Origin of the sequence: Yoonia maricola (genome assembly GCF_002797915.1) — a bacterium.
Lineage (GTDB): Bacteria > Pseudomonadota > Alphaproteobacteria > Rhodobacterales > Rhodobacteraceae > Yoonia > Yoonia maricola.
This window is the reverse complement of the sequence record NZ_PGTY01000005.1, coordinates 1-23,740: the sequence shown is the minus strand read 5'-3', so window position 1 is coordinate 23,740 and position 23,740 is coordinate 1. Positions and strand designations below refer to the sequence as shown.

The following is a 23,740-nucleotide window of genomic DNA, read 5'->3' as shown; positions in this document are numbered from 1 at the left end:
GACATCTTATGGCTGCCGAAATCCAAGTCGAAAAATACGCCGGAAAACTGAACCGTACCGGCTATGACGCCTTTATCAAGGCGATGAGCATGGCGCGGGGCGAAGGGCACCGCCATGTCGATCTGATCCATTGGATGTATCACGTCGTGTCCAACAAGAATTCCGACATTTCGGTGATGCTGGGCGTGATGGGTTTGGACCGCGCAAGGGTGCTGACCGACCTGACAGAGGCGGTTGGCCGCTTGGATAAAAACGTGACAGAGGTGCCTGCGATTTCGGACAGCATGGGCCTGATGCTGAAAAACGGTTGGGTCTATGCGACGTTGCTGTTTGGTGAGGTGCAGGTCCGTTCCGGTCATGCGCTTGTCGCGATCCTGTCATCATCCGAACAGCGCAGCGTCTTGCAGCGTTTGTCCAGCACCCTTGGCACTATGTCGGCCGATGAAATTGCGCGCCAGGCTGATACGCTATGGGCCGACAGCGAAGAGGGCGATATGCAGCCCATGGACGGCAAAGGACTGTCAGCCGAAACACCGCAGGGCGAGGCGAGCGAGGGCGCGAGCACAGCACTTGGCCGCTTTGCCAACGACATGACAGCCGCGGCTGCCAAGATGGACCAAATCGTCGGCCGGGATGATGAAATTCGTCAGATCATCGATGTGCTGTTGCGCCGCCGTCAGAACAACCCAATCCTGACCGGTGAGGCCGGTGTTGGTAAAACCGCCGTCGTCGAAGGTTTTGCCCAACGCCTTGCTGCGGACGACGTGCCGCCCAAACTGCGTGGCACCAAGCTCTATGAGCTTGATATTCAGGCAATGCAGGCTGGGGCCTCGATGAAGGGCGAATTTGAACAACGCCTGAAATCCGTCATTGATGAGGTCCAGTCGTCGCCCACCCCCATCATCCTGTTCATTGATGAAGCGCATACGCTGATCGGTGCAGGTGGGGCCGCTGGCACAGGTGATGCGGCTAACCTGCTGAAACCGGCCTTGGCGCGCGGCACCCTGCGCACGATTGCGGCAACAACCTTTGCCGAGTATCGCAACTACTTTGAAAAAGACCCGGCGCTGACCCGGCGGTTCCAGCCTGTCGATGTGGCCGAACCGGATGTGGAACGCTGCTGTTTCATGCTGCGCGGCATCCTTGATCCGATGGAGGCGCACCACGGTGTCCGCATTTCAGACGAGGCGATCGTAGCGGCGGTTTCGCTGTCTGCGCGCTATATTCCGGCACGCCAATTGCCAGACAAAGCTGTGTCGCTTTTGGATACTGCCTGCGCGCGGGTGGCGATTTCGCAAGCCTCTACGCCTGCGCGGATTGCCGACCTCAAGCAATCCATCACCGCACTCGATACAGAGATCGCCGCCAAAGAGGCAGAGCGTGAACTCGGCCGCACGGATGAAGACCGGCTGGCCGAAGCGCTGGAAGAAAAAACCGCACTGGAAGGCGAGCTTGCCACGTTTGAGGGTCTCTATACCCAAGAAAAGGAACTGGTCGATAGTATATTGTCACTGCGCAAGGCTATTGCTGACGACGACGCGGCGGATAAACAATCAGGCGAAGACCAGCATGCCGAACTCAGCGCGAAAATGGCGGAGTTGGAAGGTGGCAACCCCGACGACCGGATGGTCTACGCCCATGTCGATGCGCAGGCTGTGGCGACGGTGATTTCCGATTGGACGGGCATTCCTGCCGGGCGCATGGTGCAAGATGAATTGGCCGCGGTGCTGACCTTGGCTGACCGCCTGCAAGAACGTGTGATTGGGCAAGACCACGGGCTGCGCACGATTGCCAAACGGATCGAAACCTCACGCGCGGGTTTGGGCAACCCGGACAAACCTATCGGTGTTTTCATGCTTTGCGGCCCATCAGGTGTGGGCAAGACTGAAACCGCGCTGGCCTTGGCAGAGGCTCTTTATGGGGGTGAGCAGAACATTATCACTATCAACATGTCCGAATTCCAAGAAGCGCATTCTGTCTCGCTGCTCAAAGGGGCGCCCCCCGGTTACGTGGGTTACGGCGAAGGCGGGCGCCTGACAGAGGCCGTGCGGCGCAAGCCCTATTCCGTGGTGCTGCTGGATGAAATTGAAAAGGCCCACCCGGATATCCACGAGCTGTTCTTTCAGGTCTTTGACAAGGGGATCATGGAAGATGGCAATGGCCGCCCTATCAACTTCAAGAATACGCTGATCCTGTTGACCTCGAACGTGGGTACAGATGTAATTATGGAAATGGCCCAAAACGGGGAAACGGAACCCGATACCGACGAATTGGCCGCAGCGCTGAAACCGTTCCAGCTGGATGTGTTCCCGCCCGCCCTTTTGGGCCGGTTGGTGTCGATCCCCTATTACCCGCTAGGCTCTGCGGCTCTGGCCGATATCACCAAGCTGAAACTGCGGTCCGTGGCCAAGCGGTTGAAGGCCTCGCACAATGCCGAAATGGTATATGGCGACGATGTGCTGGATCATATTATCGCGCAATGTGCCGACCCTGACAGCGGGGGCCGGATGATCGACAACATCATCACCAATGCCATTCTGCCGGAAATGTCACGCGAGGTGCTGGAACGTATGGTCGCGGGCGAGGAGTTTGCCAAAGTCACTGTCACCCACGGAGATGACGGTTTCAAATATACATTTGCATAGGGGTTTTAATGTCAGTCAGCTTTTACAAAGTCCGCCCCAGCGATCAAGTCTATCGGATCCTGCAAGCGCATTACGGGCACGCCGCATTCATGCAACGGCGTGATGAGATTATCGCGGTTTTTGGGCAACAAAACCCGCACATCAAGGATATCAACATTATCCGCCCCGGTCAGGTGCTCGCCCTGCCCGGGGCGCCGGATGGGAAAGGCGCATTCACAGTAAACCCGGTCATACGTAGCCAGGTGCCGCTGGTTGCGCAAAATCTATCCATGGCCGCTGACCCGGTAACCGATGCCCTGGCAGATATCACGGCAGGCAAACTGGCCAAGGGTGCTGGCGGCAGTTTTGTCAAATACGTCAGCACCCAGTCAGAGATCGCTTCGAAAAGCTTTGCGCAGGTCGCCCGGAACCATCAGGCCAAATCCCTGCTGCAGATCAGCAAAGGCCAGTATGACGGGCGGCGTATCAAATACATGGGCAAATATGATCGAGATCTTGGGGCGCTCAAGGCGTTGCACCGACCCGCACAATCCTCACGCGCGGTTTTGCATGTCAAACCCGGTGCAAGCGTGCCCGCCGCCGCCCTGATCAAAGAGGCCAACACGATGGGCCGGATCGTCAAGACTGCGTCACGCGGCGTTGTCATTTTGCGCGTGGCATCCATCGCCGATACATCAATGCAGGTCGTGTCACAGACGTCAGGATCGGGTCAGGCAAAGGTGCTGGCAGGCGCGGCAGGTGGTTTTGCCGGTGGTCTTATTGGTGGTGTGGCTGGCACCATGATCTTTGGCGCGATGATCGCGTCACCGGTGGGTTGGGTCATGATTGGTGGTATCATGCTGGCCGGGTCCACCTCTGTGGGGCTAAGTGTCTTTGGGGAAGAGCTGGCAACGCGGATGTCACATGGGCTGCTTTATGACCAGCATGGGCGTGCGATCAAGAAAGAAAAGCTGTTCGATCCGCATTTCAAACTGCCCTGACGCTAGAGAGATGCCAGAAATCCCGTAATACGCTCTTGGTACGCGGCCACTTCGGCGGGCAGGGGTTGCGGTGCGGCTGGCGCGGTGTCGGCGGTCACATTGCGCATCTTGCGGTCCGCCCAATTGGTCATCCACAGGACGGTGCGATCCCTTAGAAACGGGTTCGCGTTCACCACGGATGCACCCATGGTGTCAGCAACCTGTGCCTGCGGGTCAGCATTCAAGGCAACATGCGCCCCCGCTGGCCCCAGAAAATGCGCCAGATACAGCCGCCCCGGCGTCACCTGATGCCCGCGCGTCTGCAGGAAGGCTTCGTTCTCGCGGGCAAGATTGGCGACCATCGCGCGGCTCAGCTCGGGATCAAAGCGCAGGTCTAGCAGGTCGTCACGCGTCAGTGATGCGGCCAGATCGGGGCGATATGTGCTAATCATCCGCAACCATGTGCTATCGATAAATTGCCCCAGCCCCGTCGCGGTTGATCTGCTGTTTTGCGCGCGGGCGTTGCCTGCACTTTCCACACGGATGATCTGGTTGACCAGCGCAGTGACAGATGCCGATGACCCGGCGGTTCGCGACACTGCCAGCGGATTAACCGGGCGGCCGTTGATCAGCATCTCAAAATGCAGATGCGGGCCGGTGGACCGGCCCGTTGTGCCCACATAGCCGATCAGCTCGCCCTGGCGGACTTGAGTGCCATTGGCGATGCCGGGCGCAAACCCGTCCAGATGGGCATAACGTGTCTGCGCCTTGTTGGCGTGATCGATATAAACAATGTTACCATAGCTGGGGGATACATCGGCCCGGCTGATCTGACCTGCGCCTGCGGCGTAGACAGGTGTGCCAATCGGCGCTGCCCAATCCACACCGTTGTGGTTGACCGTCCGCAGCAGGATTGGATGGCGTCGCGGCCCGAAGTTGGATGTCTTTGTTCCCGCAACAGGCACGATAAACCCATGCCCAAGCCCGACACCACCTCCGCGGTTTTGGTTGGCATCATAGCAGCCAAAGGGTGCGGTCGGCTGCGCAGCTTTGACGACATAGCATTCAAAGCTGCTGGCCCTGCTTGTCACCTCGGCATAAAGGATGCGCCCGGCAGGGGCGAACCCTTGGGCCTTTTCTGTGATCAGCAGACGCAACCGATCATCTTGCAAGGCGATACGATCCAAGTCCTGCACACGGCTTAGCATGACCATCAGTTCGCCCACCAATTCCGGCGGGACGCCATTGCGCAGTGCGGTGGAATAGATCGCGTCCTTCAGTCTGATTTCACCATCTGCCCCCCGCGCGCGGACGGCGCGATCTGCGCGGTTGCGCAGGTTTTGGGCAAACCAAGGGTCGGCTGTGGTTTCAAATCGGCCTGGCCCGGTTTGCGCGATTGTTGTCAGATAGGCATCAGCGGAATAAAGCGACAGATGCAAAAGCTGCGCATCAAAACGCCCTGGCATCCGGCGCAGGGCCACCAACCCCCCCGGTTGAAGCGTGGTGAGCGTTTCGGCGGTGATGCCGGTTCGACCGGCATAGCGCGCGACATATGACATTATGCGATCGACCTCTTCGGCGCTGATATCATGCGCGGATAGAATATCGGCCAACGGCTCTGCCTCTTCGACGCGGACAAGCGCATCGCGATAAAGCGGATCGCGCTCTGCCGATGCAAGGCTGACCACCTGCGTGGTTGTATCTTCGATCACCGTTTCAACATAGCTGACCGTACGCAGGGCGGTGTCCTGTGTGCCGACAATCTCACCCCAGCTGCCAGCGTCATCATCAACTGTGACGCTGCTACCGGCGCTGACTGCGCCGGTGGGTGGATCATTTGCTGCGGTCGGTGGCGCGATTGCGGCCTCGCGCCGGGCCTGGAACGCCGCCAGATCAGAGCTGGAGGAAGGCATCGTCAGTTGCACCTGCTGGGTGGCATCCAGAAGTGTGTCGTCTATCAGCACCACCTGCTTGCCCCGCTGGGCCCGCTCTGCATCCAGTGGCGCGGATAGCGTGACAGAATTGACCCCTGCCACCGGCCCGTCTGGCAGGGTGATGATCATCGGCTCACCCCGGATATCCAGAAACGCCTCTGCCGCAGCGATTGATAGGGTTATGCCGGTTTCTGCCGTCTCCTCGGACTGGACAAGCACATTGTCATCATCAAATGGTGCTGGTTCATCACCGCCGCCAAAGGGCCAAAGGGCGACAATGGCCAAGACCACTGCGGCAGGAACCGCGCCGAGTGCACCAAGCGTGGCAACACGGCGCAGCAGACGCTTGCGGCGGCGCTGCCTTGCCGCCTTTCCTGATCCTGCAAAACTGGGGTCAACCTTGATCTTGGTCATATGCGCGGGCTAGCGGAACACGCCCGTCGACCCACCAATGTCCAACTGTGGCCCGCTGGACGGCGCGGCAGCAGGGGCGGTTGGCGTTTGCTGTTGGGTCGTTGTCTGCGTTTGGGTCGGTTGCGGATTGGTGGGGCGCGGTCGCTGCGCAACCGGTTGTGGCGTGGGGCAACGAACATCGGGAGAAAGGATAATCGTGCGGAACAGATCAACACTGGCAATTGGTTCGGGCCAATCGACACCCGCCCTTTGTGCAAAGTAATCGATCACAGATTGGCGTGACCCGCGGCCCCAGTCATTATCAATGCGCGCACGGTAGCAGTTCATGCGCGCAAGCTCTGTCTGGACGGCCGCCTTGACGATATCCTCTGGCGGGTCGACATGCCCTTCGGTCACAAGCTGTTGGAACAAAGCGGTGTTTTCGGCCTGCAATGCGCGCCGCGCATCCAGATCATCATGCGGGAACCCGATTTGGGCAACGGTGCTGGGCAAAAGGCGCAGAATGCCAAACGCACCCTCTTGTCCCGCGCCAATCTGCCCCAATATGATCGTCGGCGCTGGCAGCGACGGGTCAGGCAAGACGGCACCCGGCGATGTGTCCGCACGCGCCACCAATGGTGCGCCACCCGGCGGTGTAAAGGCCATCACCAAAATCGGCTGGTCGCCATCCCCGCCCACGCCTGCATCAAAGGCAATTGGGTCTGCCCGCCATTCCTGCGCCTGCACTGACTGGGCCAGCGCAAAGGTGGTAATAAAAGCACATGCCAGACTAAGCGTTTTGCAAAACATCACATTGGACCCGAGGCTAACGATACCTTGCTATCATAGGCCATTCGCGTCTGACGTGTAGCCTAATTCACCGGGGCCTGCATAAAAAATGTCCAGCGTTCTGAGCGCCGTGTGTCCACTTCGACAAATGGCGCGCTGATATGCCCGCGTTGCACGCAATCCTCGCGCCCGCGGATCCGAAACTCATCCGGGTCAAGGCATAGTGGTACGGTCCCGGGGAGCATTGTGTTGTTAAAGACGTCACGCGCATAGACATAAATGTAGCGCGAGGTCAGCGTTTCTTCGATCACATTGGCGCATTGATTCGGTCCGATCGTCCACCAGCCCGACGTTTCCCACGCATCGACCCGATAGAGCCCGATTGCAACATTTGTGACATCGAGTGTCTGATTACAGACCTGAAAATTGGCGATAGCGGCGTTTGGAGCACAAAAAAACGCACCAGTGAATAGCGCAGCAGCGCGCAACCGCAGGGCGATCAAAAGCCATGTTTTAAAGGATAAAGATGCCTCACGCGGTTGGACGGGAAGGGATGGGCGTGTCGGGTGCTGCATCACTGTTGAAGTTTTCCCGTCGATTATCATAGGCACATCTGGATTTTTCGGGAGATTATGCTAATCTTTCGCTTATGATGAAGGTTATTACTCTTGGTTTGGTTTGTACATGCATGTCTACGGCGTCAGCTGTGGCTATTGCCGCTGTGCATGACCTGTCGCACGAAACCGCGCCCGTTCAGACGGTCAGCGTGGCACCAGTGACGACTGAAACGGGTTTTATCATCCCATCATATGTGGCCACGATGGCACCGGTCGCGGTTGAAACTGCTTCGGTCGCTGATTTGACCACACCTGCACCGATTGAACCCGCCATCAATGGGTTCGAAGCGATGTATGTCGTGCATGATACGACACTGGCACCCATGGTTGCCGCCCCGATTGACGAACAGCCAGCTGCTGTCGCGGTCAGCTTTAGTACACGCACGGTGAATGAATCGCGCGCGCCCGGTATCTTTACAAAGCCAGAGTATGTGATCGGCGTTTATCGCTGATACAGTGCGCTGATACTGAAAAATCATCTACCTTCAACACCAGCAATCCGGCCATATCATCTTTTTGATGGAATAGCGCTTTATTGTCTTTCGAATTGGTTGACTTACTCTGCCGCTAAGCGACTACTAGGCGCACAGATTTCGTTAAGGGGGTGTGATGCGCCATTCATTCAAAAGTTTACTGTCCGGTATTTTAGCAAGCTGCGTGATCGGGACAGTGGTGCAGGCACAAGATGACGCCACAGCGCAGATCACGCTAGAGCTGAACCGCGTGGCCGATACAGCCGAAGGCACATGTCAGGTCGTATTCTTTGGCCAAAACGGGCTGGATCGTGGGCTGTCTGCAGTGACGTGGCGGTTGGCCGTTTTTGACGCAGATGGTGTATTTAATACGCTGCTTTCACTGCCATTGGGCGAGTTGGACCCAGGCAAACGCCGCATCTTGCAGTTCAACCTGCCAGCGGCATGTTCCGACATTTCCGAAATCATCGTCAACGATGTGGCCGCATGCCTGTTTGAGGATGGGACAGAAGCAGATGTCTGTCTGGATGATGTTGTCGTCAGCAGCCGGGCCGAGATTGCGTTTGGGCTGTAATTTTTTATGAGTAAGGCGCGTTTATGACCCTGACTATTTTTCAACTTGCCGCATTCTTCATTTACGGATTGCTGGCGCTCTTGTCGCTTTTTGCCGTGACGATCGGCATCCTGAAGGCGGCACAGTTTGCCCGCCTTGGCGTCGGCAGCCGCAAAGAGGCGGAACAAATTCTTGACGATTGGCTGAACGGTCGGGTCGATCAGGCCATCAAGGCTGCCAGTCAGCGCCGTAGCGTCCTCGCCCGTGTGCTGCAGGCCGTTTTTTCCGGAATACAGGCCCGTCCTGGCGACACCCCTTATGCCGAAGAGTTGAGCCGCCAGACGGCGATTATCGAACTCGCCTCACTTTCCGAACGTATGCGATTGCTTGATATGATCGTGCAGGCTGCGCCGATGTTGGGTCTTTTGGGGACGGTTGTTGGGATGATCGATGCATTTTCGGTGCTGGCGATCACAGAAGGTGCGATTGATCCTACAGCATTGGCCTCGGGGATTTACGTGGCGCTGACAACCACGGCTGTTGGGCTTTGCATCGCGCTGATCGCCTTTTTCATCGCGACGTGGCTGGAAACCCGGATTGACCGTGAACGCAACATGATGGAAGCAATCATGTCCGCGGCCATCCACGGCAGGGTTGATCCAAACTCCAAATTTGGTTGAGCAGTCAGGTGGCGACAACCTACACTCCGCTGCCGGAACGGCCACGACGCTATCGCGTCCCGTTGACCCCATTGGCTGACGCCATGTTTCAGCTTTTGATCTTCTTTATGCTGACCACCACGCTGACCCCGTTTTCGCTAGTCACCGTGCGCAGCACGCCGGATGCCGCTGAGCAAGGCGGCCCGGATACCAGCACAGGCGCCGTGGATGAAGAGGCGCTGCAACAGGCCAGCGCCAGCAGTCGCAATCAGGCGACTGTATGGGAATTGGGCGACGGGCAGGTCATTGTTGACGGCCAACAATTCGAGATTACCCAACTGTCTTTGCTGGCTGAAGCCTTGGGTACGCAGAATACCCCGGCAAATCTGATTGTCTTGGTCACCGATGCGGCCACAGTACAAGACGTGACAACCGCGCTAGAGGCCCTTGGCGCGGCAGAGATCACTGCCGTCCAACTGGCGCGCAGCAGATGAGTCTGGAGCGTTCAAAACTGCCCCCTGCACGGCAGCGGATCCAGATCGACAGTTCGCTGGCGATTGTGAATATCGTGCTTTTGTTGATCTTCTTCTTTCTGACGACAGGGTCCATGTCAAATTCCGCGTCCATCCCGGTGCAACTGCCCGATACCAGTGAACTGCCCCTCGATCTGTTGCCGCAACCCTTGCTCAGCGTTGATGCCGATGGGGCGATGATGCTCAATGGCGAACCGATTGCCCCTGGTACACTGGCTGCGGCAATGATCGACGAACCAACCATTCATCTTTTGGCTGATCGAAATGCCAATGCCGGGGCCTTGCTGGATATGCTGGCTGCCGAAGAACTGATCGCGGTCGAGGTGCGTATGGTCACCCTGCACCGCGTTCAACAGGACGGGACATGAGTTTCCTGCCTTATGCGCCAGTGTCGTCCGGCACCTGGGCGACCGCCATCAGCGGGTCAACCGTTTTGCATGGTGGGTTGGTTGTTTTGCTGGCGACGTCATCCATCACGCTCTTGCCGGACCCATCCGGCATTCCGCTACGTGCGCCAGAATATGAAATCACTCTTGAAATTCTCGACCTGCCCGCGATTGAGCCCGCCGACGACCCCCGCGCCATTCCGGAGGACGCGATCCCGCTTGATCCGGTGCTGGAAACCGCAGCAGAGTTGGAGGCCGTGATCCCCGATACGATTGCGCCGGTCGCAGAAGCCACCCCGATCCAACCCGAACCAGAGGAGGCTATGGCACTCGAACCCGCAGTCGAACCTGATTTCACGGAGCCAGAGCCCTTGCCTGTGCCCACCGACCCGGCCCCGGTGCCGTTGCCTGACCCTGATGCGTTGGCCATTGATGACCTCAGCCCCATTGACGATACGATTGTGTCACCTTTGGCAGAAACCGTCTCAATCGCTCCGATCATAGAACCGCAGGATGCGCCCATCGCGCAGGAACTGACCCTGTTGGAAGAGCCGCCAACCGATGTTGTCTTGCCCGAACCCGTGGCCCCACTGCCCGATGATGTCGTTCTGTTGCCCGATGTTGATGGCACCGCTGACCCTGTGGGCGAGCCACCCCTGCCGGATGTCTCTCCCGGTGATGACCCTGTCACGGGGGATACTGGCGGCGCCTTGGTGGATAACCCGACCATAGCGATGCAGTCTGTCGCGCAGTTGTTGCAACGCATTCGTGCGGCTTCTGCGCCGGCCTGTACCATGGCCTTGCCACGCCTTGCGGGCGCGGACACTGCCGGCCTGGCTTTGATCGGGGCGGATGCTGCCGCGCTTGATCAATACGCTGCAGTGGTGCTTGACGGGTCATCTTTTGCCGTGACCCAGTCGCGCGAACTGCTCGATCCCGCACAATGCGCCGTGGTCGACATGATCCGCCAGATCGAAAGCTATCCTGCGACCCGCCTTGGGCTGGCCATGCCCGATACCACCCTTGTAAGTGGGGACAGACTGCGCGCGACCGTCACCGGCGCGAGCGGCCTGTTTCTGACGCTTTTGTTGATTGATGATGGGGGCGTTGTGCAAGATTTGGCACGCTTCACCACTTTGCAAGATGACACTGCGGTTGTTGATGTCCCCGTCGCCCGTGTTGGTCAGGCGCGCACCACCAGACAGGCCTTTGTTGCCATCGGAACACAAGATGCCCCGCTTGATTTGGCGGCGTCCATTGGTGGCAGCGCTGATGACGTTCTGGGGAGCCTCCCCACCGATGTCTTGCGAGGTGCCGTCTTTGGGCTTGTAACGTTTGATGTGCGCTAAAGCGTCCGACGCAAAGCTTCAATCATAGGGATTTCCTTGAGACCGGATTGAGCGGCAGCACCTCTGCCTGTCGTACGTCGGGCGCGGCTTCAGAAATCCGTTAGAGGTCGGCTGTTCTAGGGCAGGATTTCCAGCTCTGCGATGGCCACTGCACCAGCGTCGTCGCCCAAGAGTTCGCGGCTGATCAACGGCATAAAGACACTTGCCTCTGTCCCGGATTGCATCGCCCCTGCGCGGACCAATGCAGCGTTAGATGCCGTTGCCAGCAGGATATATTTACCCGGTGATGCCGACGGCAACCTGAAGGCGAAGCGCCGGCTGTCAGCGCCTGGTGTGTCAAGCTGGCTCATCAATGAAAAGATGCGTCCGTTAGGGTCTACCAGCGCCAGCCAGTTCTGTCGCGTGCCGCTGTTATGGATAGCGCCCACGACCCCTTCTGCCCGGGTGACGGTGGATGCATCGACCGAAATTGCGATGTCCGATGTCGCGCTGCCCTGAAACATGCGCACGAAATCCAGTGCGGCACATTGCGCGGGCGTGACTTCAACACCAGTCAGCGCGGGTGGCTGGCCCAGAGCGACGGGCCAGTCTGCGGTCAATGCGTCCAGTGCGTCCGCTGTCTGAGCAAACCCGGTGATTTGACCGCCATCCCCGCCGTAGGGGACATGGGCATAGATGCAGTCGGTCGCAGTGTTCGCCAGATGGGTGTCTACTGTGTCAGGCACCCGGACAACCGCACCGTCCTGAGCGGTTTCGCCATCCGCTGCTGTGGCCATGTTCATGTAATACCACCCACCCCCGGCCCCTAAACCAATGATGATCAGAAGCGCAGGAAGCACACCTGCAATGCCACGGGATTCTTTGGGCAAGGACGTTGGTGCATCAGTTTGCCCATTCTGCGGCATAAAGGTTTGCGTTCTGCTGCCCGGTGCTGTTTGCAGGCCCGGCACCGCGCGCGCAGGCGGCTGTGTGCCGGTGGGGCTGGCGGTGCCAAACCCTGTGATCGGTTCATCGTTGCTGATGGCGCGCAGTTCGGAGATGAAATCTCCCATGCCCTGCAGCCGCTGCGCAGGATCTGGCTGCAAAGCTTTGTAAAGCAGGTTCTGAAATGCAAAGGGAATGGGGCTAAGGTCCGGCACGCTTTGGCGTTTTTCAACGGCTTCGACAATGCTGTCACCCATCGGTACCGGCTGACCCGTCAGACAGGCGATCATCAAAAGGCCCAGTGAATACACATCGCTTTGCGCCTGTGTGTCGCCGCCATAGGCGCCCAGCTGTTCTGGCGAGACATATTTCAGCTTACCGGCGAATTCGTTGCCGATGGTCACATCCTTGATCTTGGAGGATCGCGAAATCCCGAAATCAATCAGTATTGCTTTGGACAGGCTATCGTCTGGCAGCATCACGTTGTCGGGGGACAGGTCGCGGTGAACTACGCCGATGTCATGCGCGGTCTTCAATCCATCCGCCAGACGCAGGAAAAGGCTGCACACCTCATCCTGGGTCAGCGCACCACGGGATTTGAGCCTGTCGGACAGTTTGGTCCCTTCGATAAAGCCCATCACAAGCACGTGCAGGTTCATATCCGCATCAGGGGGCAGATAGGCAAAATAACGCACGATCGCATCGTGGTGCAGTTGGCGCAACGTGCGCGCCTCGCGTCGGAACATTTGACCAACGCGGATATCTTCGGCCATTTCCGGCAGGATGACCTTGATTGCCACCGGTTCGCCGGTGCCCATTTCCTCACCTTTGAAGACACGCCCCATCCCACCTTGGTCGAGGCTTCCTATAACGCGGTACATCTTGTTAATGACGGTTCCGATTTCCAGCGTCTGCAAGGGGGCATATGGGGGCGGTTCTGTGCTGCCGGGTGGCTGGTGCGGGGGAACGCTGGCCGATGTTTCGACCGCGCCGTCATCTTGCGAAAACGGGCCTGCGTCGGGTGGCGGCTGCTGCAGATCCTGTGCCTCTGTCTGGGGCCGCACGATCATGGTGCGGTCATCATCTTCCATCGGTGCGACGGCGGCAGGGCTGATCAGCGTTTTATCGGTGTCAAAATCGGGCGCGACAGGCGGTTTGGCTTGCGCAGGCATGGGGACCAACAGCGTCCGGTCATCGTCTGCTGGGGGTGGCACTGGCTTGGGCGGGTCGGTTTTGTCCTCGTTCACAGTGCACCACCAAACTCTGGGAACATGCCATCCGCCTCAAAGCCTGCGAGGGGCACCTGGCGGCATAGCACCGTGACAACAGAGACATTGTCCTTGCCACCGCGTGTGCGCACGGTTTCGACCAGTTCGGCACATAGACCTTCCAGATCATTGCCAGCGGCGTTCATCACGCGCTCCAGTTCATCATTGTGGTAATATTCGGTCAACCCATCCGAGCAGATCAGGAACACGTCTTTGTCGGCCAGGCTTCCTTCCAGCATGCCGCATTCCGGTACGGGTGACACGCCAATCGCGTGGGTGATGACATTCTTGCGCGGCCAGACATCAGCCTCGGCCTGTGTGATGGCCCCGGCATCAAGCAGCGCGCGCACCTCTGTGTGGTCTTCGGTGATCTGGGTTAGCACGGCACCGCGCAAACGATAGACACGGCTGTCACCCGACCAGATGCAGGCATAATGCCCCTGGCTGGTCAGCAAGGCAGCAACCGTGCTGCCGATGGTGCCGTCGTCCAGCGTCGCAGCGTGGTTCAGGATTTGGGTATTTGCGCGTGTCAGACGGTCCATAAACCGCGCGCGTAGATCGACGGCATCACCGGGGATGCCGATGGTATCAATCTCTGCCGCGATGGTCTGGCTGGCGAAATCCCCGGCAGCGTGGCCACCCATCCCGTCCGCCACCAACCACACGCCGCTTTCCGGGGTGGTCAGGATGCTGTCCTCGTTAATCTCGCGCACGCAACCGACGTCTGTCAACGACGCGGTCTCAAACGTAAAACTGGGCTCGCGCCGGCTACCCATTTTGTATTGTCTCTGTTTCTTGGGCTTGGGGTTGCGCCGGTGTTCTTTCGCGACCGCACAAAAGCCAGGACAGTGCCGCCAGATCCGGCAGGCCGTTTGTCGCCAGCCATCCGGCACTGCGATTGGGCAAGGCGGCGTGCCACCAATGGCTGCGGTGCAACTGGGCCTTATCGGCGTCCTGGGTCAAGGCATCCTGAAACAGTTTGCCAAGGTCGCCATCTTCGCGGTGGCCCCAGATCGTACCATCCTGACCAGCCTCGAACGGGACGCCTTGAACCTGCGGTATTTCAAATCCCGCCGTCAGTGTCTGTGCCCCGCGCGTGCCGTCTTTGGGCACTGTAAACGCCGCCACATGCGCCTCCAGCGCACGATAAGCCGTATCATCATATCCTTGGTGCACCGGGGGAGATGTGACAACACCAGTCAGCCCAAAAATCAGCGGAAACCGGCGCCCCACCTTGTCATGCGAGGGCATGAACAAACCAAAAAGCGGCGCGCCCAGCACATCCGGCCCCAGCCAGAAATACAGCGGTGGTGCCGCGGCCCATGCGGCCTCCCAGTTTTCGGCAAGATCTTTGCGCAAAACAGGCAGGACGCCTTCAAGCCAGACATCAAAGCGGTGCAGGATTTGATGTTCCAGCCCATGCGCCAGAAAGTCGCCAAAGGCTGGGTGTTTGCCATATATCACCAGATTCATTGCCATTACTCGATCAACGTTGGGCAGGCAAAATCGCTGAGTTCCGGCATCAGGAACGGGACGGCGATACTGTCAAACTCCATCCGAAAAGTGACCGAGCGCCCGTCAAGCTGATGTGTCACATTCAGGCGCGTGCCATCGCTGCGGGTACGGCCCGACGTGATGAAATCCATCAACGCCCACCGCCCGGAACCAAACCGCAGGCCGGTGCGCGTTTCGCTGATGCGGGGCAGGAAGGTGACCGACATATCGGCCGTATCCTCTGGCCAGGTAAAGGTCGCACCGGTTGCATTGGGGAAAAGTTGCGCGGTACGCCCTGAAAAGTTCAATATCGTTCCTTCGACGGTTGGTGAGTTACCGCTTTGCGCGATGGAAAACGTCACGCTGGGTGTCGCACTGCCCGGTTCGAAAAAGGCCTGCTTGATCCGTTCGGCCCGGCTGAACTGCGTCAATGTTGCACTGGACAGGCGCGCGCCCAACGGGCTGTCATCGCGGGCGGCAATTGCGCCGTCCGGGCTGCGCTGCGTGTGTTCGCGCAAGTAAGTTTCGTAAAACTGTTCCATCCGGCCGCCGTAGCCAAAGAATTCACCAAAGACTGACGTCGAAATATGCCGCGCACCGCGGGCTGCGAACGGATAGGCGCTGGCCACGTTCTGCGTGCAATAGGCGCTCACTTCCTCGGTCAGTGACCGCGACAGCTCTCCGATAGATGCGTTGGCGGTGACGGTCAGGAATTCTGACTCGATCTGATTGACAAAGTCGACAACCGTTTCGGGGTAGAACGGCACACCCTGCGCGAGCGTATTCAGCGCATCCTGCATGCCACGTTCATCCAACAGGATATTACCGCCACGTCCGGCAAGCTGTCGGTTGGTCAGCAGTTCCTGCATGCCCAGCAACAGGATATCGACAGGGCGCGCGTTTTCCGCCCCGGCGACCAGTTGATGCCACTTTTCAAAACTCTGTTCGATGGCTTCAAGCTGCCGACGCTGCGATGGCGCGGCGGGTGTATTCACTGCCCGCTCCTGAAATTTGTTCTGATCGCGCAGCATGTTCAGCGCGATCCGCTGCAATGAACCGGACCGCCGTTGCGCTTCGCTAAAGCCGACCTCGGCCAGTTGCCCGCCGATTGCGTCGGGATTGGCCAGATCTTCTGCGCTGACCTCCATCCCTTCGATCACGTCAAAAAACCGCGACAGGCGCGTCTCATTGTCGACCGTCTCGGCCAGTTTCAGGATAGGCGAGGCGAAAGGGGCTGATGCAATCGCCAGGCCGGGATATTGCGGCGCACCGCTTGACATCGGGACCAGTTCAATCCGGCCTAGCATCTGTGTCCATTGGTCACGGAAATCATTGGCGTAAAAGACATGCAGATCGCGGTTCAGGCCTTGCAGCTGGCGGTCGTAATCCACATTGTCACCAACATCACCCAACACCCATGCCTCGGCCTCCAGCCGTTCGGCGGCATTGGCGACTGCATCCTGAAAAAAGCTCCAGTAGCCAGTAAAGGTGTAAAGCCCTGGCACCTCTAGCGTGTCCAGCATGCGGCCATCTGTCGTGCGGAACACGACCTCTGCCTGCACGCCCGACATTTCGTCCATCAGGCGTAAGGGTTGCAGGCTGGCGGCCTGGCTCTGGATGGAACTGTAGGCCTGACGCGCCAGCGGCAAGGTCGCGATTTCGCGTTGTGTGCGGGTCACCAGCGTCCCATCGGGTTTCAGCGCTGGGGTCACCCGGTCATCCAGTTCCAGCATTGCGGCCAGATGTTCGTTGATCTCGCGGTATTCGCCATCGAGGCCCGGTGCGCTGTACTCTGGCCCCCAAGCCGTCGCAAAATAGCTTTGAATGGCCAGATCATCCGGCCGCCCATCCTGCTCCTTGCCCAGCAGGATATAAACCTTCAGCGCGTTATACGCCTCTTCGATGTTATTTGCCGCCAGCAGTGCAGGCAGGCGGTTTTCAAGATATAGCATCATGCGCGGGCGCAGCAGGCGTTCCAGACCGTCTGAATACGCCTCTAACGCGGATGTGCGTATCTTGGCCCGGCGCGACAGGCCCATGCGTTCAAACCAGCCCTGCTCGGCCGGGTTGGCATAACCGGCCGGCATGTCGCGTAGTTTGGCCAAAGCTTCAAGAACCGGCCGCGTCGCCGGGTCCGATATGATAGTTTCATCCAAAAGCGCCTGCGCCTCGATCTGGTAAGAGGTTGCGGCAGCTTGCGCGTCACGCACCAAGGTGGCGTTCTGCCAATAGCTGTAGCCAAAAAGCCCGAAACTGGCCAATACGGCCAGGGCCATCACGGATCCTGCCAGCGTGCGAAACAACGCGCGGCGGCGCATCGCCTTGATGTCGTATCCAACCCAGTCCCGTTCGGCAAAGATCACTTGCTTGAGCAGATCATTGAGGAAAAAACTACGCCCCTTGCCGGACATAAAACTGGGCTGCATCCCCCCCGTATCAAGGGCCATCGCGCCCAAAACCTGATCAATCGGCGTGCCTTCCTGTGTGCCGGAGGTAAAGTAAAACCCCCGCAGGATCGCCCCCGTGTCGGCTGACTTTTGGAAAATACGGCGCAGAAATTCTGTCACGTTACGCTGCAACAGGGCCATCTGCCCCGGAAACCCGAAAAGCGCGATACGCGCAGCGCTGTCTGGTTCTTCATTCAGACGGTCGGTTACCTCGTCCGACAGGCGGGTGATCAGCTTGTCAAATTCCGCTGGCACAGCGCGATAGGTTTCTTCGGCCCGGTCCTTGGTTTGAAACGTGATGCCCCAAACCGATTTGCGGCGGTTTTCACCATAGCTGGCAAAGAATTCGCGGAAACCGGCGATCTTGTCGGCCTTGGTGAACATCACATAGACAGGCACATCGATACGTAGTGTTTCACGCAATTCCGTCAGGCGTGCCCGCACGGCAAGCGCGTGGCTGTCGAGCTCATCATCGCTGGATGTCATCATATCCTCGACCGAAAAGGCGAGTAAGACACCATTGATCGGCTGATTGGGCCGGGCTGTTTTCAGTTGGCCAAGGAACGACTGCCAAGAAATCTTATCGGCCCGCACATCGCTGTCCTGAGTGGTATAGCGGCCAGCTGTGTCGATCATCACCGCCTCTTCTGCGAACCAGAAATCACAGTTTTTCGTGCCGCCAAACCCTGCGATAGCAGCGGTATCGGTACCGGGGAATTCCAGACCAGAGTACATCAGTGCTGTCGTCTTGCCCGCGCCGGGGGGTCCGATGATCACATACCAGGGCAGGTCATAAAGATAGGTGGCACCACCGGATTTCTTCAGCTTTGCGAGCGCCTCTGTCATGCGGTCGGCCAGCACGGCCCCATCGCCCACGGGCGTTTCGACCAGCGTTTCCTCTAACGCGGCAGCTGCCGCACGACGCTTGCGAAACCGCAAAATGGCGATCACTGCAATGGGCAAAAGGATCAGCGCGATCAACGCAAGACGCACCCAGACCTGCGACAGGAAAGCGACACCTGTCATTGGCAGCCCGAACCAGATCGCCGCAATGATACAAAGCACACCGATAATCTTGAGCGGGATCCGCATCCATGGCAGTGACCATAACCGGCGTGGCGACAGGTAGTAGAACAACCTCACAGGCTTTGTTCCTTTCGTAGTAGGATTTCAACGCGCCGGTTTTCTGCGCGCGCCTCGGGGCTGTTTGCGGTGTTCAACGGTTTTGCCGGGCCGATCCCGATCACTGACATGCGGGCGGGGTCCGACAAATGCGGGACCAACAACGCACGCACGGTTTCTGCGCGCGCCTCTGACAAGGCTTCGTTGGTGCGGTATTGGCCGCGGCCACTGAGCGGGACGTTATCGCTGTGCCCTTCGATGATGATCTCGCCTTGTTCAGGCTCCAGCACTTGGGCAATGCGTTCGCCAAGGGCACTGATATCCGACGTCAGCTCTGCCGAGGCAGAGCCGAAGCGCAACGCATCGCGCAGCCGGATGGCAATGAAATCCCCATATTCTTCAACCTCGACCACGCCGTCTGCGATTTCGGGCGCAAGGCGCCCCTGTATGCGCTCAAGCTGCCCGGTCGCTGCGGCCTCGTAGGGGACGAATTCGGGTGCAGTTTGAGATCGTTCGATCACCACCTCGGTCGCATCTGCGTGCAGGGAAATGATGTCGTTTTGCGCCGCTTGTGCATCCTGTGCCAAAATCCATGTCAGGGTCGCAAAAAGGGCAACAACCATAGCCCCGCCGATTGCACCGAAAACCCACATTGGTACGTTCGCGCCGCTGCGCCGCCCGCCCAGCACCACCGGCACCCATTTGTGCGACATCTCATCCGTCACGCGGGGCGTCACTGCCCGCAGTCGGTGATAAACCTCTTGGCGCAGCCGCGACAGCATCACTGGCCCGTTGGGGTCGGCGCGGTATTTGCCTTCAAATCCCAAGGCAAGGCAGGTCAGCATGAGTTCCAGCACATGACCGCGCTGTTGTGGAAAGGCGATGACCTCTTCCAACCGTGCGAAAAACCCGATACCCGCCGACCGGTCATTCAACAATTCGGCCGCCATCGAAAACTGTTGCCAGTATTGCGGATCATTGCCCGGGATGGTCTGGACGATATCGTCGGCGGTGGCGGCCAGCGCATAGCGCGCAACCTCGATATCGTCGGGTGCTATTCCCTTGCCTTGGCAGTTTTGTACAAACGTCGCGATTTCGCGTCGTACATGATCATGCAGCGGGATGGCCTGCATTTCGACCATGCCGGTGCGCAACCGCCCCAGCAGCATCAACAGATCAGATGCAGCCCCGATAATCGGGTTAGAGGCGTCGCCGATATCCAGCCCCTTACCCCTGAGCGCATCATCAAAGGCGATCTTGGGCAGATCATGGCGCGGTTGCGGTGTCTGCTGTGGGACATGACCGGGGAATTGATGATCCACAGGCGGGGCCGCAGGTGTCCAGCCGGGTTGCGGCGCAGCGGGTGGTTGCTGACCGTGATAGGGATAGCCCGTATTGGGCGGTGGGTATCCCGGCTGCGCTGGCGGATAGCCTGGGTGCGCCTGCGGCGGATAAGGCGGCTGCGGTTGGCCCGGCGGCGGCGCGTAGGCGGGCTGTTGCGGTGGATAGGGTTGTTGTGCAGGGGCTGGCTGCGGCGGCAGCCTGCCACCAAACCAGGTATCTTCTACCCCCGGCGGCGGACCACCTTGTGGGCCAGACGGCGGTGGTGCCGCTGGATGAGGTTGGTAGGGCGGCTGCGGTGGCGCAGGTGCCTGAGGTGGTGGCGGTGGTGCAGGGGCTGGCTGTTGCGCGGGCGGGCGCTCAGGAGGTTGTCCTTGGGGCTGCGGCGCGGCTTTGGGCGGCTGCGGTGGCAGCTTTTGCCCGAAAACGGTCCGGTCGTCATCATCTGATGCCATCTGTTACCGCTCCTCCGGTATCGCCCAAAGCTCAAGCTCGAGGCCGGGCCAGGCGCCTGCAAAATGCATTCCCATCGCCGGTGCCACCGAAAAATCACGCCAAAGCGGGCTCATCTTGTCGACGGTAAAATAAACATGGCCCGATACAACGCGGATTTGGGGCGGCGGATTTGGTGTGTGGACCAAGGGCACACCGGGCATGTTGTTGACGATGATTTCCTTCATCCGGGTCGATGGACCAACCTTGCATAGCTGTGGGAATTGCTGCTGGATCTGGGTCAACGGCAAGGCAGCGCTGACCTCGATAATAAAGGCGGCGTTTGCAAAGAGGTTCGGATCATCCACCAGCGCAGCAAAGCTGTTGTTGCGCCGCTGTTCCAGTGGCAGACGCAGCGCGCGGCCGACATCACGGCTTAGCAGGCGGCGGATATCATCGACGACCGGTTTGAATGTCTCTTTCGGTTTATCGTGGCGGTAGCGGCCATAGTCACGTACGCGGCGGTCGCGATCCTCGAATGTGGTTAGCTCTCCGGCCAAGGCCAGCAGGGTTTCATACAGCCTTTCGGGGTGAACAGATGGCAGGTGTTGCAAGTGGCGCAGGACGGGCAGGTTGCGGTTCAGAACCATCAGCATCAGATAGTCCTTGTCCTGAAACCCCCCGCCTGACGTGGGATCAGCCGCATAGCGTTCGAGCACCTCGATCCGGGCCTCAATCGCGCCGATTGCGGCTTTCAGATACCCCTCATACGTGCGATGTGCCGCGAGGATCAGACCGGTGGGCGGCATCGACTGATCTAGCGTGACCACAGTGCCATCGCTGACATCGGCCACACGCCCCAGGCAGATGCACTGATACCCCTCGCGCGCCTTGTCCCGCAGTGTCAGTTCCAGACGCGGGACGGCAATTTCCAGTGTTTCTTCGGTCCGGGCGGCAGCGGAGGTGTCGGCCACGCCCTGTTCTTCTTCCAGAACAAAACGGGTGCTGGCATCATCGCCCAGCCCGATATCGCGGTCGTTTTGCGGCATATTTGGTAAGGTCAACCAGATCAGCTTACCCACTGCGTCTTCTGGTACATCGATCTCGTTGGGCAGCGCGCCCGTGTGGGGTGCATCAAATGGTGTGCCGTCGGGCATGATTCCCGCGACCTTTTCCAGCTCTAGCCGGCCCTGCCGCAGCTGACCCTGATCAAACGACATTTCGGACACGCCCCAGGCGAACGGAGTCATATGCGCGGTCCGCGCTATGATGAAACGCTCTGTATAACGGTCGGATTGTTGCAGGTGCTGTGGCTTTAGAAACAGCCCTTCTTTCCAAGCAACTTTACTAAAACGAGACATCGAAAGGGCGGCTCCATCAAAATTTCCGCTGCGCGTGCGGATACCGCATCAACTGTGCGGCCAAGTGGCAGTGAGGTCAAGCGCACGACACCCACTTGTAGTTGCTGATTTGTCCCTAAATGCACCAAAAATGAAAAACTACAGCAATAGAGGAATTCCCCCATAGCCAAGCGTGATCTTGACGATATGTTAACTGCGATATTCATCAACCAGTGCGCGACTGATGCTGCCTCATGCATCAGCCAGAAAAAAGGTTTTTTGTTATGCTGCTGCCAAATCCTCTCCGTAAAACTCTCTCACTGCGTGCACTTGCCCTTGGCACGACTTGCATTGCGGCCCTGAGTGCAGCGCCTGCTGCGGCACAAGTCGTCTGGGAAGGCGACGACGGCACATGGGAAACAGGCGGGGGAACCGAATTGTGGGATGATGGCGGTACAGCGGTTGATTTTGGCGATGGGGATGATGCGGTGTTCAACGACGCCGGTGAAACCGCCACCGTTGCTGCCCCGGTCACCGCCGGTGATGTGACCTTTAACGCAGATGGCGTCACCATTAACGGTGATGATTTGACCATCAACGGCACCGTTGAGGTAACCAACGGCGGTGAAACCGCCACACTGGATGCTGGCGTAACGGGTGACTTGACAGTGTCCGGCGCTGGTACGCTGAACGTCGCAGGTGGCGCCGATGGCACTGTCACCAATGACGGGCCGGGTGGCGTCGATGTCTCATCTACCGCAGGTGCGCTTGACAGCAATGGCGGCACAACCAACGTGATTGGTGGCGGCGATATCACGGGCACCACAACAATCGACAACAGTACTGTCGTGGTAAACGGTGGTCAGCTGTCCGGGCAGACAACCGTCAACAGTGGCGGCATCTTGGATGTCGACAATGGTAGCACTGGCGCTGTGGTGAATGCCGGTGGCGACGTTGAACTGGATACGCCCGGAACGATAGGCAGCCTGACCCAAAACAGCGGGACGGCAACGATCAACGGGACCTTGGGCACGCTTGACAGCAATGGGGATACTGTCAACGTGATTGGTGACGGCAATGTCACGGGGACCACAACAATCGACAACAGCGAAGTCGTGGTAAACGGTGGTCAGCTATCCGGGCAGACAACGGTCAACGGTGGCGGCATCTTGGATGTTGACAATGGCAGCACCGGCGCTGTGGTGAATGCCGGTGGCGATGTTGAACTGGACGCGCCCGGAACGATTGACAGCCTGACCCAAAACAGCGGGACGGCAACGATCAACGGGACCTTGGGCACGCTTGACAGCAATGGCGATACTGTCAACGTGATTGGTGACGGCAATGTCACAGGAACCACAACAATCGACAACAGCGAAGTCGTGGTAAACGGCGGTCAGCTGTCCGGGCAGACAACCGTCAACGGTGGCGGCATCCTGGATGTTGACAATGGCAGCACTGGCGCTGTGGTGAATGCCGGTGGCGACGTTGAACTGGACGCGCCCGGAACGATCGGCAGCCTGATCCAAAACAGTGGCACGGCAACGATCAACGGGACGGTCACGGGTGATCTGACGGTTAACGCAGGCACGCTGAACTTCACCGGTGCGGTGGACGGGACCTTCACCAATGGGATTACGTTCCTTTTCGACGATGGCACACTGAACGACGTGATCAACGACGGCACGTTCGAACTTGATGGCACCAGCAGCAGTATTGTTGGTGACTTTGACAACAACGGGACCCTTGATGCCAGCAACGTTGGCGCGGCGGCGACCCTGACAGTAGGTGGCACCAATGACATTTTCACCAACGCGGGCAACATCACAACCGATGGAAGCAACGCAGTAACGATCACAGCAAGTGAAATCGTGCTGGATGACGGCAGCCTATTTAATGGCGACGCCAACCTGAGCAACGATGTCGTCCTGGATGGGGCAATCCTCAACAATACGACATCCGGCATTACATCTGACTATACTCTCCTTGATCAATTGACCAACCAAGAGACGTTCAATGTCGGGGCCGTGCTAAACGCGGATGGCAATGCGATCAATAACACAGGCGCAGGCACGCAGTTCA

The 23,740-nt window shown here is 58.7% G+C and carries 18 protein-coding genes; 9 read left to right on the top strand and 9 right to left on the bottom strand.

Annotation, left to right across the window (positions count from 1 at the left end; all coding sequences use genetic code 11):
- The first annotated feature begins 8 nt into the window (after positions 1 to 8).
- Together tssH and BC777_RS18555 are read left to right on the top strand one after the other, a co-directional pair.
- A complete protein-coding gene (gene tssH / locus BC777_RS18560; RefSeq protein ID WP_100369722.1) occupies positions 9 to 2,645 on the top strand; it encodes a type VI secretion system ATPase TssH in 2,637 nt (878 codons plus the stop codon).
- 8 nt (positions 2,646 to 2,653) lie between these two features.
- Entirely contained in the window at positions 2,654 to 3,625 is a 972-nt protein-coding gene (locus tag BC777_RS18555; protein WP_100369721.1) for a LysM peptidoglycan-binding domain-containing protein, read from the top strand.
- A gap of 2 nt (positions 3,626 to 3,627) precedes the next feature.
- On the opposite strand, the gene BC777_RS18550 is transcribed toward BC777_RS18555, so the two are convergent.
- From BC777_RS18550 to BC777_RS18540, 3 genes are all read right to left on the bottom strand, one after another.
- Positions 3,628 to 5,952: a peptidoglycan DD-metalloendopeptidase family protein gene (locus BC777_RS18550; RefSeq protein ID WP_100369720.1), complete on the bottom strand. Its 2,325-nt coding sequence runs from the start codon at positions 5,950 to 5,952 to the stop codon at positions 3,628 to 3,630.
- A 9-nt stretch (positions 5,953 to 5,961) separates the two neighbouring features.
- Positions 5,962 to 6,741: a hypothetical protein gene (locus tag BC777_RS18545; protein WP_100369719.1), complete on the bottom strand. Its 780-nt coding sequence runs from the start codon at positions 6,739 to 6,741 to the stop codon at positions 5,962 to 5,964.
- A gap of 62 nt (positions 6,742 to 6,803) precedes the next feature.
- A complete protein-coding gene (locus BC777_RS18540; protein WP_100369833.1) occupies positions 6,804 to 7,295 on the bottom strand; it encodes a DUF1036 domain-containing protein in 492 nt (163 codons plus the stop codon).
- Between the two features lie 113 nt (positions 7,296 to 7,408).
- Between BC777_RS18540 and BC777_RS18535 the strand changes: the two genes are divergently transcribed.
- From BC777_RS18535 to BC777_RS18510, 6 genes are all read left to right on the top strand, one after another.
- Positions 7,409 to 7,789, top strand: coding sequence for a hypothetical protein (locus BC777_RS18535; protein ID WP_100369718.1), 381 nt, complete (start codon positions 7,409 to 7,411; stop codon positions 7,787 to 7,789).
- 157 nt (positions 7,790 to 7,946) lie between these two features.
- Positions 7,947 to 8,384, top strand: coding sequence for a hypothetical protein (locus tag BC777_RS18530; protein WP_100369717.1), 438 nt, complete (start codon positions 7,947 to 7,949; stop codon positions 8,382 to 8,384).
- Between the two features lie 23 nt (positions 8,385 to 8,407).
- Positions 8,408 to 9,043, top strand: a complete 636-nt coding sequence (locus tag BC777_RS18525; protein WP_100369716.1) for a MotA/TolQ/ExbB proton channel family protein — start codon at positions 8,408 to 8,410, stop codon at positions 9,041 to 9,043.
- A gap of 8 nt (positions 9,044 to 9,051) precedes the next feature.
- Positions 9,052 to 9,516 (top strand): ExbD/TolR family protein, encoded by a 465-nt coding sequence (locus BC777_RS18520; protein WP_133122596.1) that lies wholly within the window; start codon positions 9,052 to 9,054, stop codon positions 9,514 to 9,516.
- A complete protein-coding gene (locus BC777_RS18515) occupies positions 9,513 to 9,923 on the top strand; it encodes an ExbD/TolR family protein (RefSeq protein ID WP_100369714.1) in 411 nt (136 codons plus the stop codon). The genes BC777_RS18520 and BC777_RS18515 overlap by 4 nt, the downstream gene beginning before the upstream one ends.
- The gene (locus BC777_RS18510) at positions 9,920 to 11,290 is read left to right on the top strand and encodes a hypothetical protein (protein ID WP_100369713.1); all 1,371 of its coding nucleotides are present in this window, start codon (positions 9,920 to 9,922) and stop codon (positions 11,288 to 11,290) included. Before BC777_RS18515 ends, BC777_RS18510 begins: the two co-directional genes overlap by 4 nt.
- Before the next feature lie 116 nt (positions 11,291 to 11,406).
- Here the strand turns inward: BC777_RS18510 and BC777_RS18505 are convergent, their stop codons facing one another.
- From BC777_RS18505 to tssK, 6 genes are read right to left on the bottom strand one after another with little or no spacing between them, the layout of a single operon-like run.
- Positions 11,407 to 13,461: a serine/threonine protein kinase gene (locus tag BC777_RS18505; protein ID WP_100369712.1), complete on the bottom strand. Its 2,055-nt coding sequence runs from the start codon at positions 13,459 to 13,461 to the stop codon at positions 11,407 to 11,409.
- Positions 13,458 to 14,213, bottom strand: coding sequence for a PP2C family protein-serine/threonine phosphatase (locus BC777_RS18500; RefSeq protein WP_245834491.1), 756 nt, complete (start codon positions 14,211 to 14,213; stop codon positions 13,458 to 13,460). The genes BC777_RS18505 and BC777_RS18500 overlap by 4 nt, the downstream gene beginning before the upstream one ends.
- A 37-nt stretch (positions 14,214 to 14,250) precedes the next feature.
- Positions 14,251 to 14,961, bottom strand: coding sequence for a type VI secretion system-associated protein TagF (gene tagF, locus BC777_RS18495; protein ID WP_100369710.1), 711 nt, complete (start codon positions 14,959 to 14,961; stop codon positions 14,251 to 14,253).
- Complete coding sequence (gene tssM, locus BC777_RS18490) at positions 14,961 to 18,566, bottom strand: type VI secretion system membrane subunit TssM (protein WP_100369709.1); 3,606 nt, start codon at positions 18,564 to 18,566, stop codon at positions 14,961 to 14,963. Before tssM ends, tagF begins: the two co-directional genes overlap by 1 nt.
- A complete protein-coding gene (icmH, locus tag BC777_RS18485; protein ID WP_100369708.1) occupies positions 18,563 to 20,341 on the bottom strand; it encodes a type IVB secretion system protein IcmH/DotU in 1,779 nt (592 codons plus the stop codon). Before icmH ends, tssM begins: the two co-directional genes overlap by 4 nt.
- A gap of 3 nt (positions 20,342 to 20,344) precedes the next feature.
- On the bottom strand, positions 20,345 to 21,679 hold the full coding sequence (gene tssK / locus BC777_RS18480) for a type VI secretion system baseplate subunit TssK (RefSeq protein WP_100369707.1): 1,335 nt from the start codon (positions 21,677 to 21,679) through the stop codon (positions 20,345 to 20,347).
- A 263-nt stretch (positions 21,680 to 21,942) separates the two neighbouring features.
- Here tssK and BC777_RS18475 point away from each other — a divergent pair.
- The coding region (locus tag BC777_RS18475) for a beta strand repeat-containing protein (protein WP_133122595.1) at positions 21,943 to 23,740 on the top strand (1,798 nt) is incomplete at its 3' end.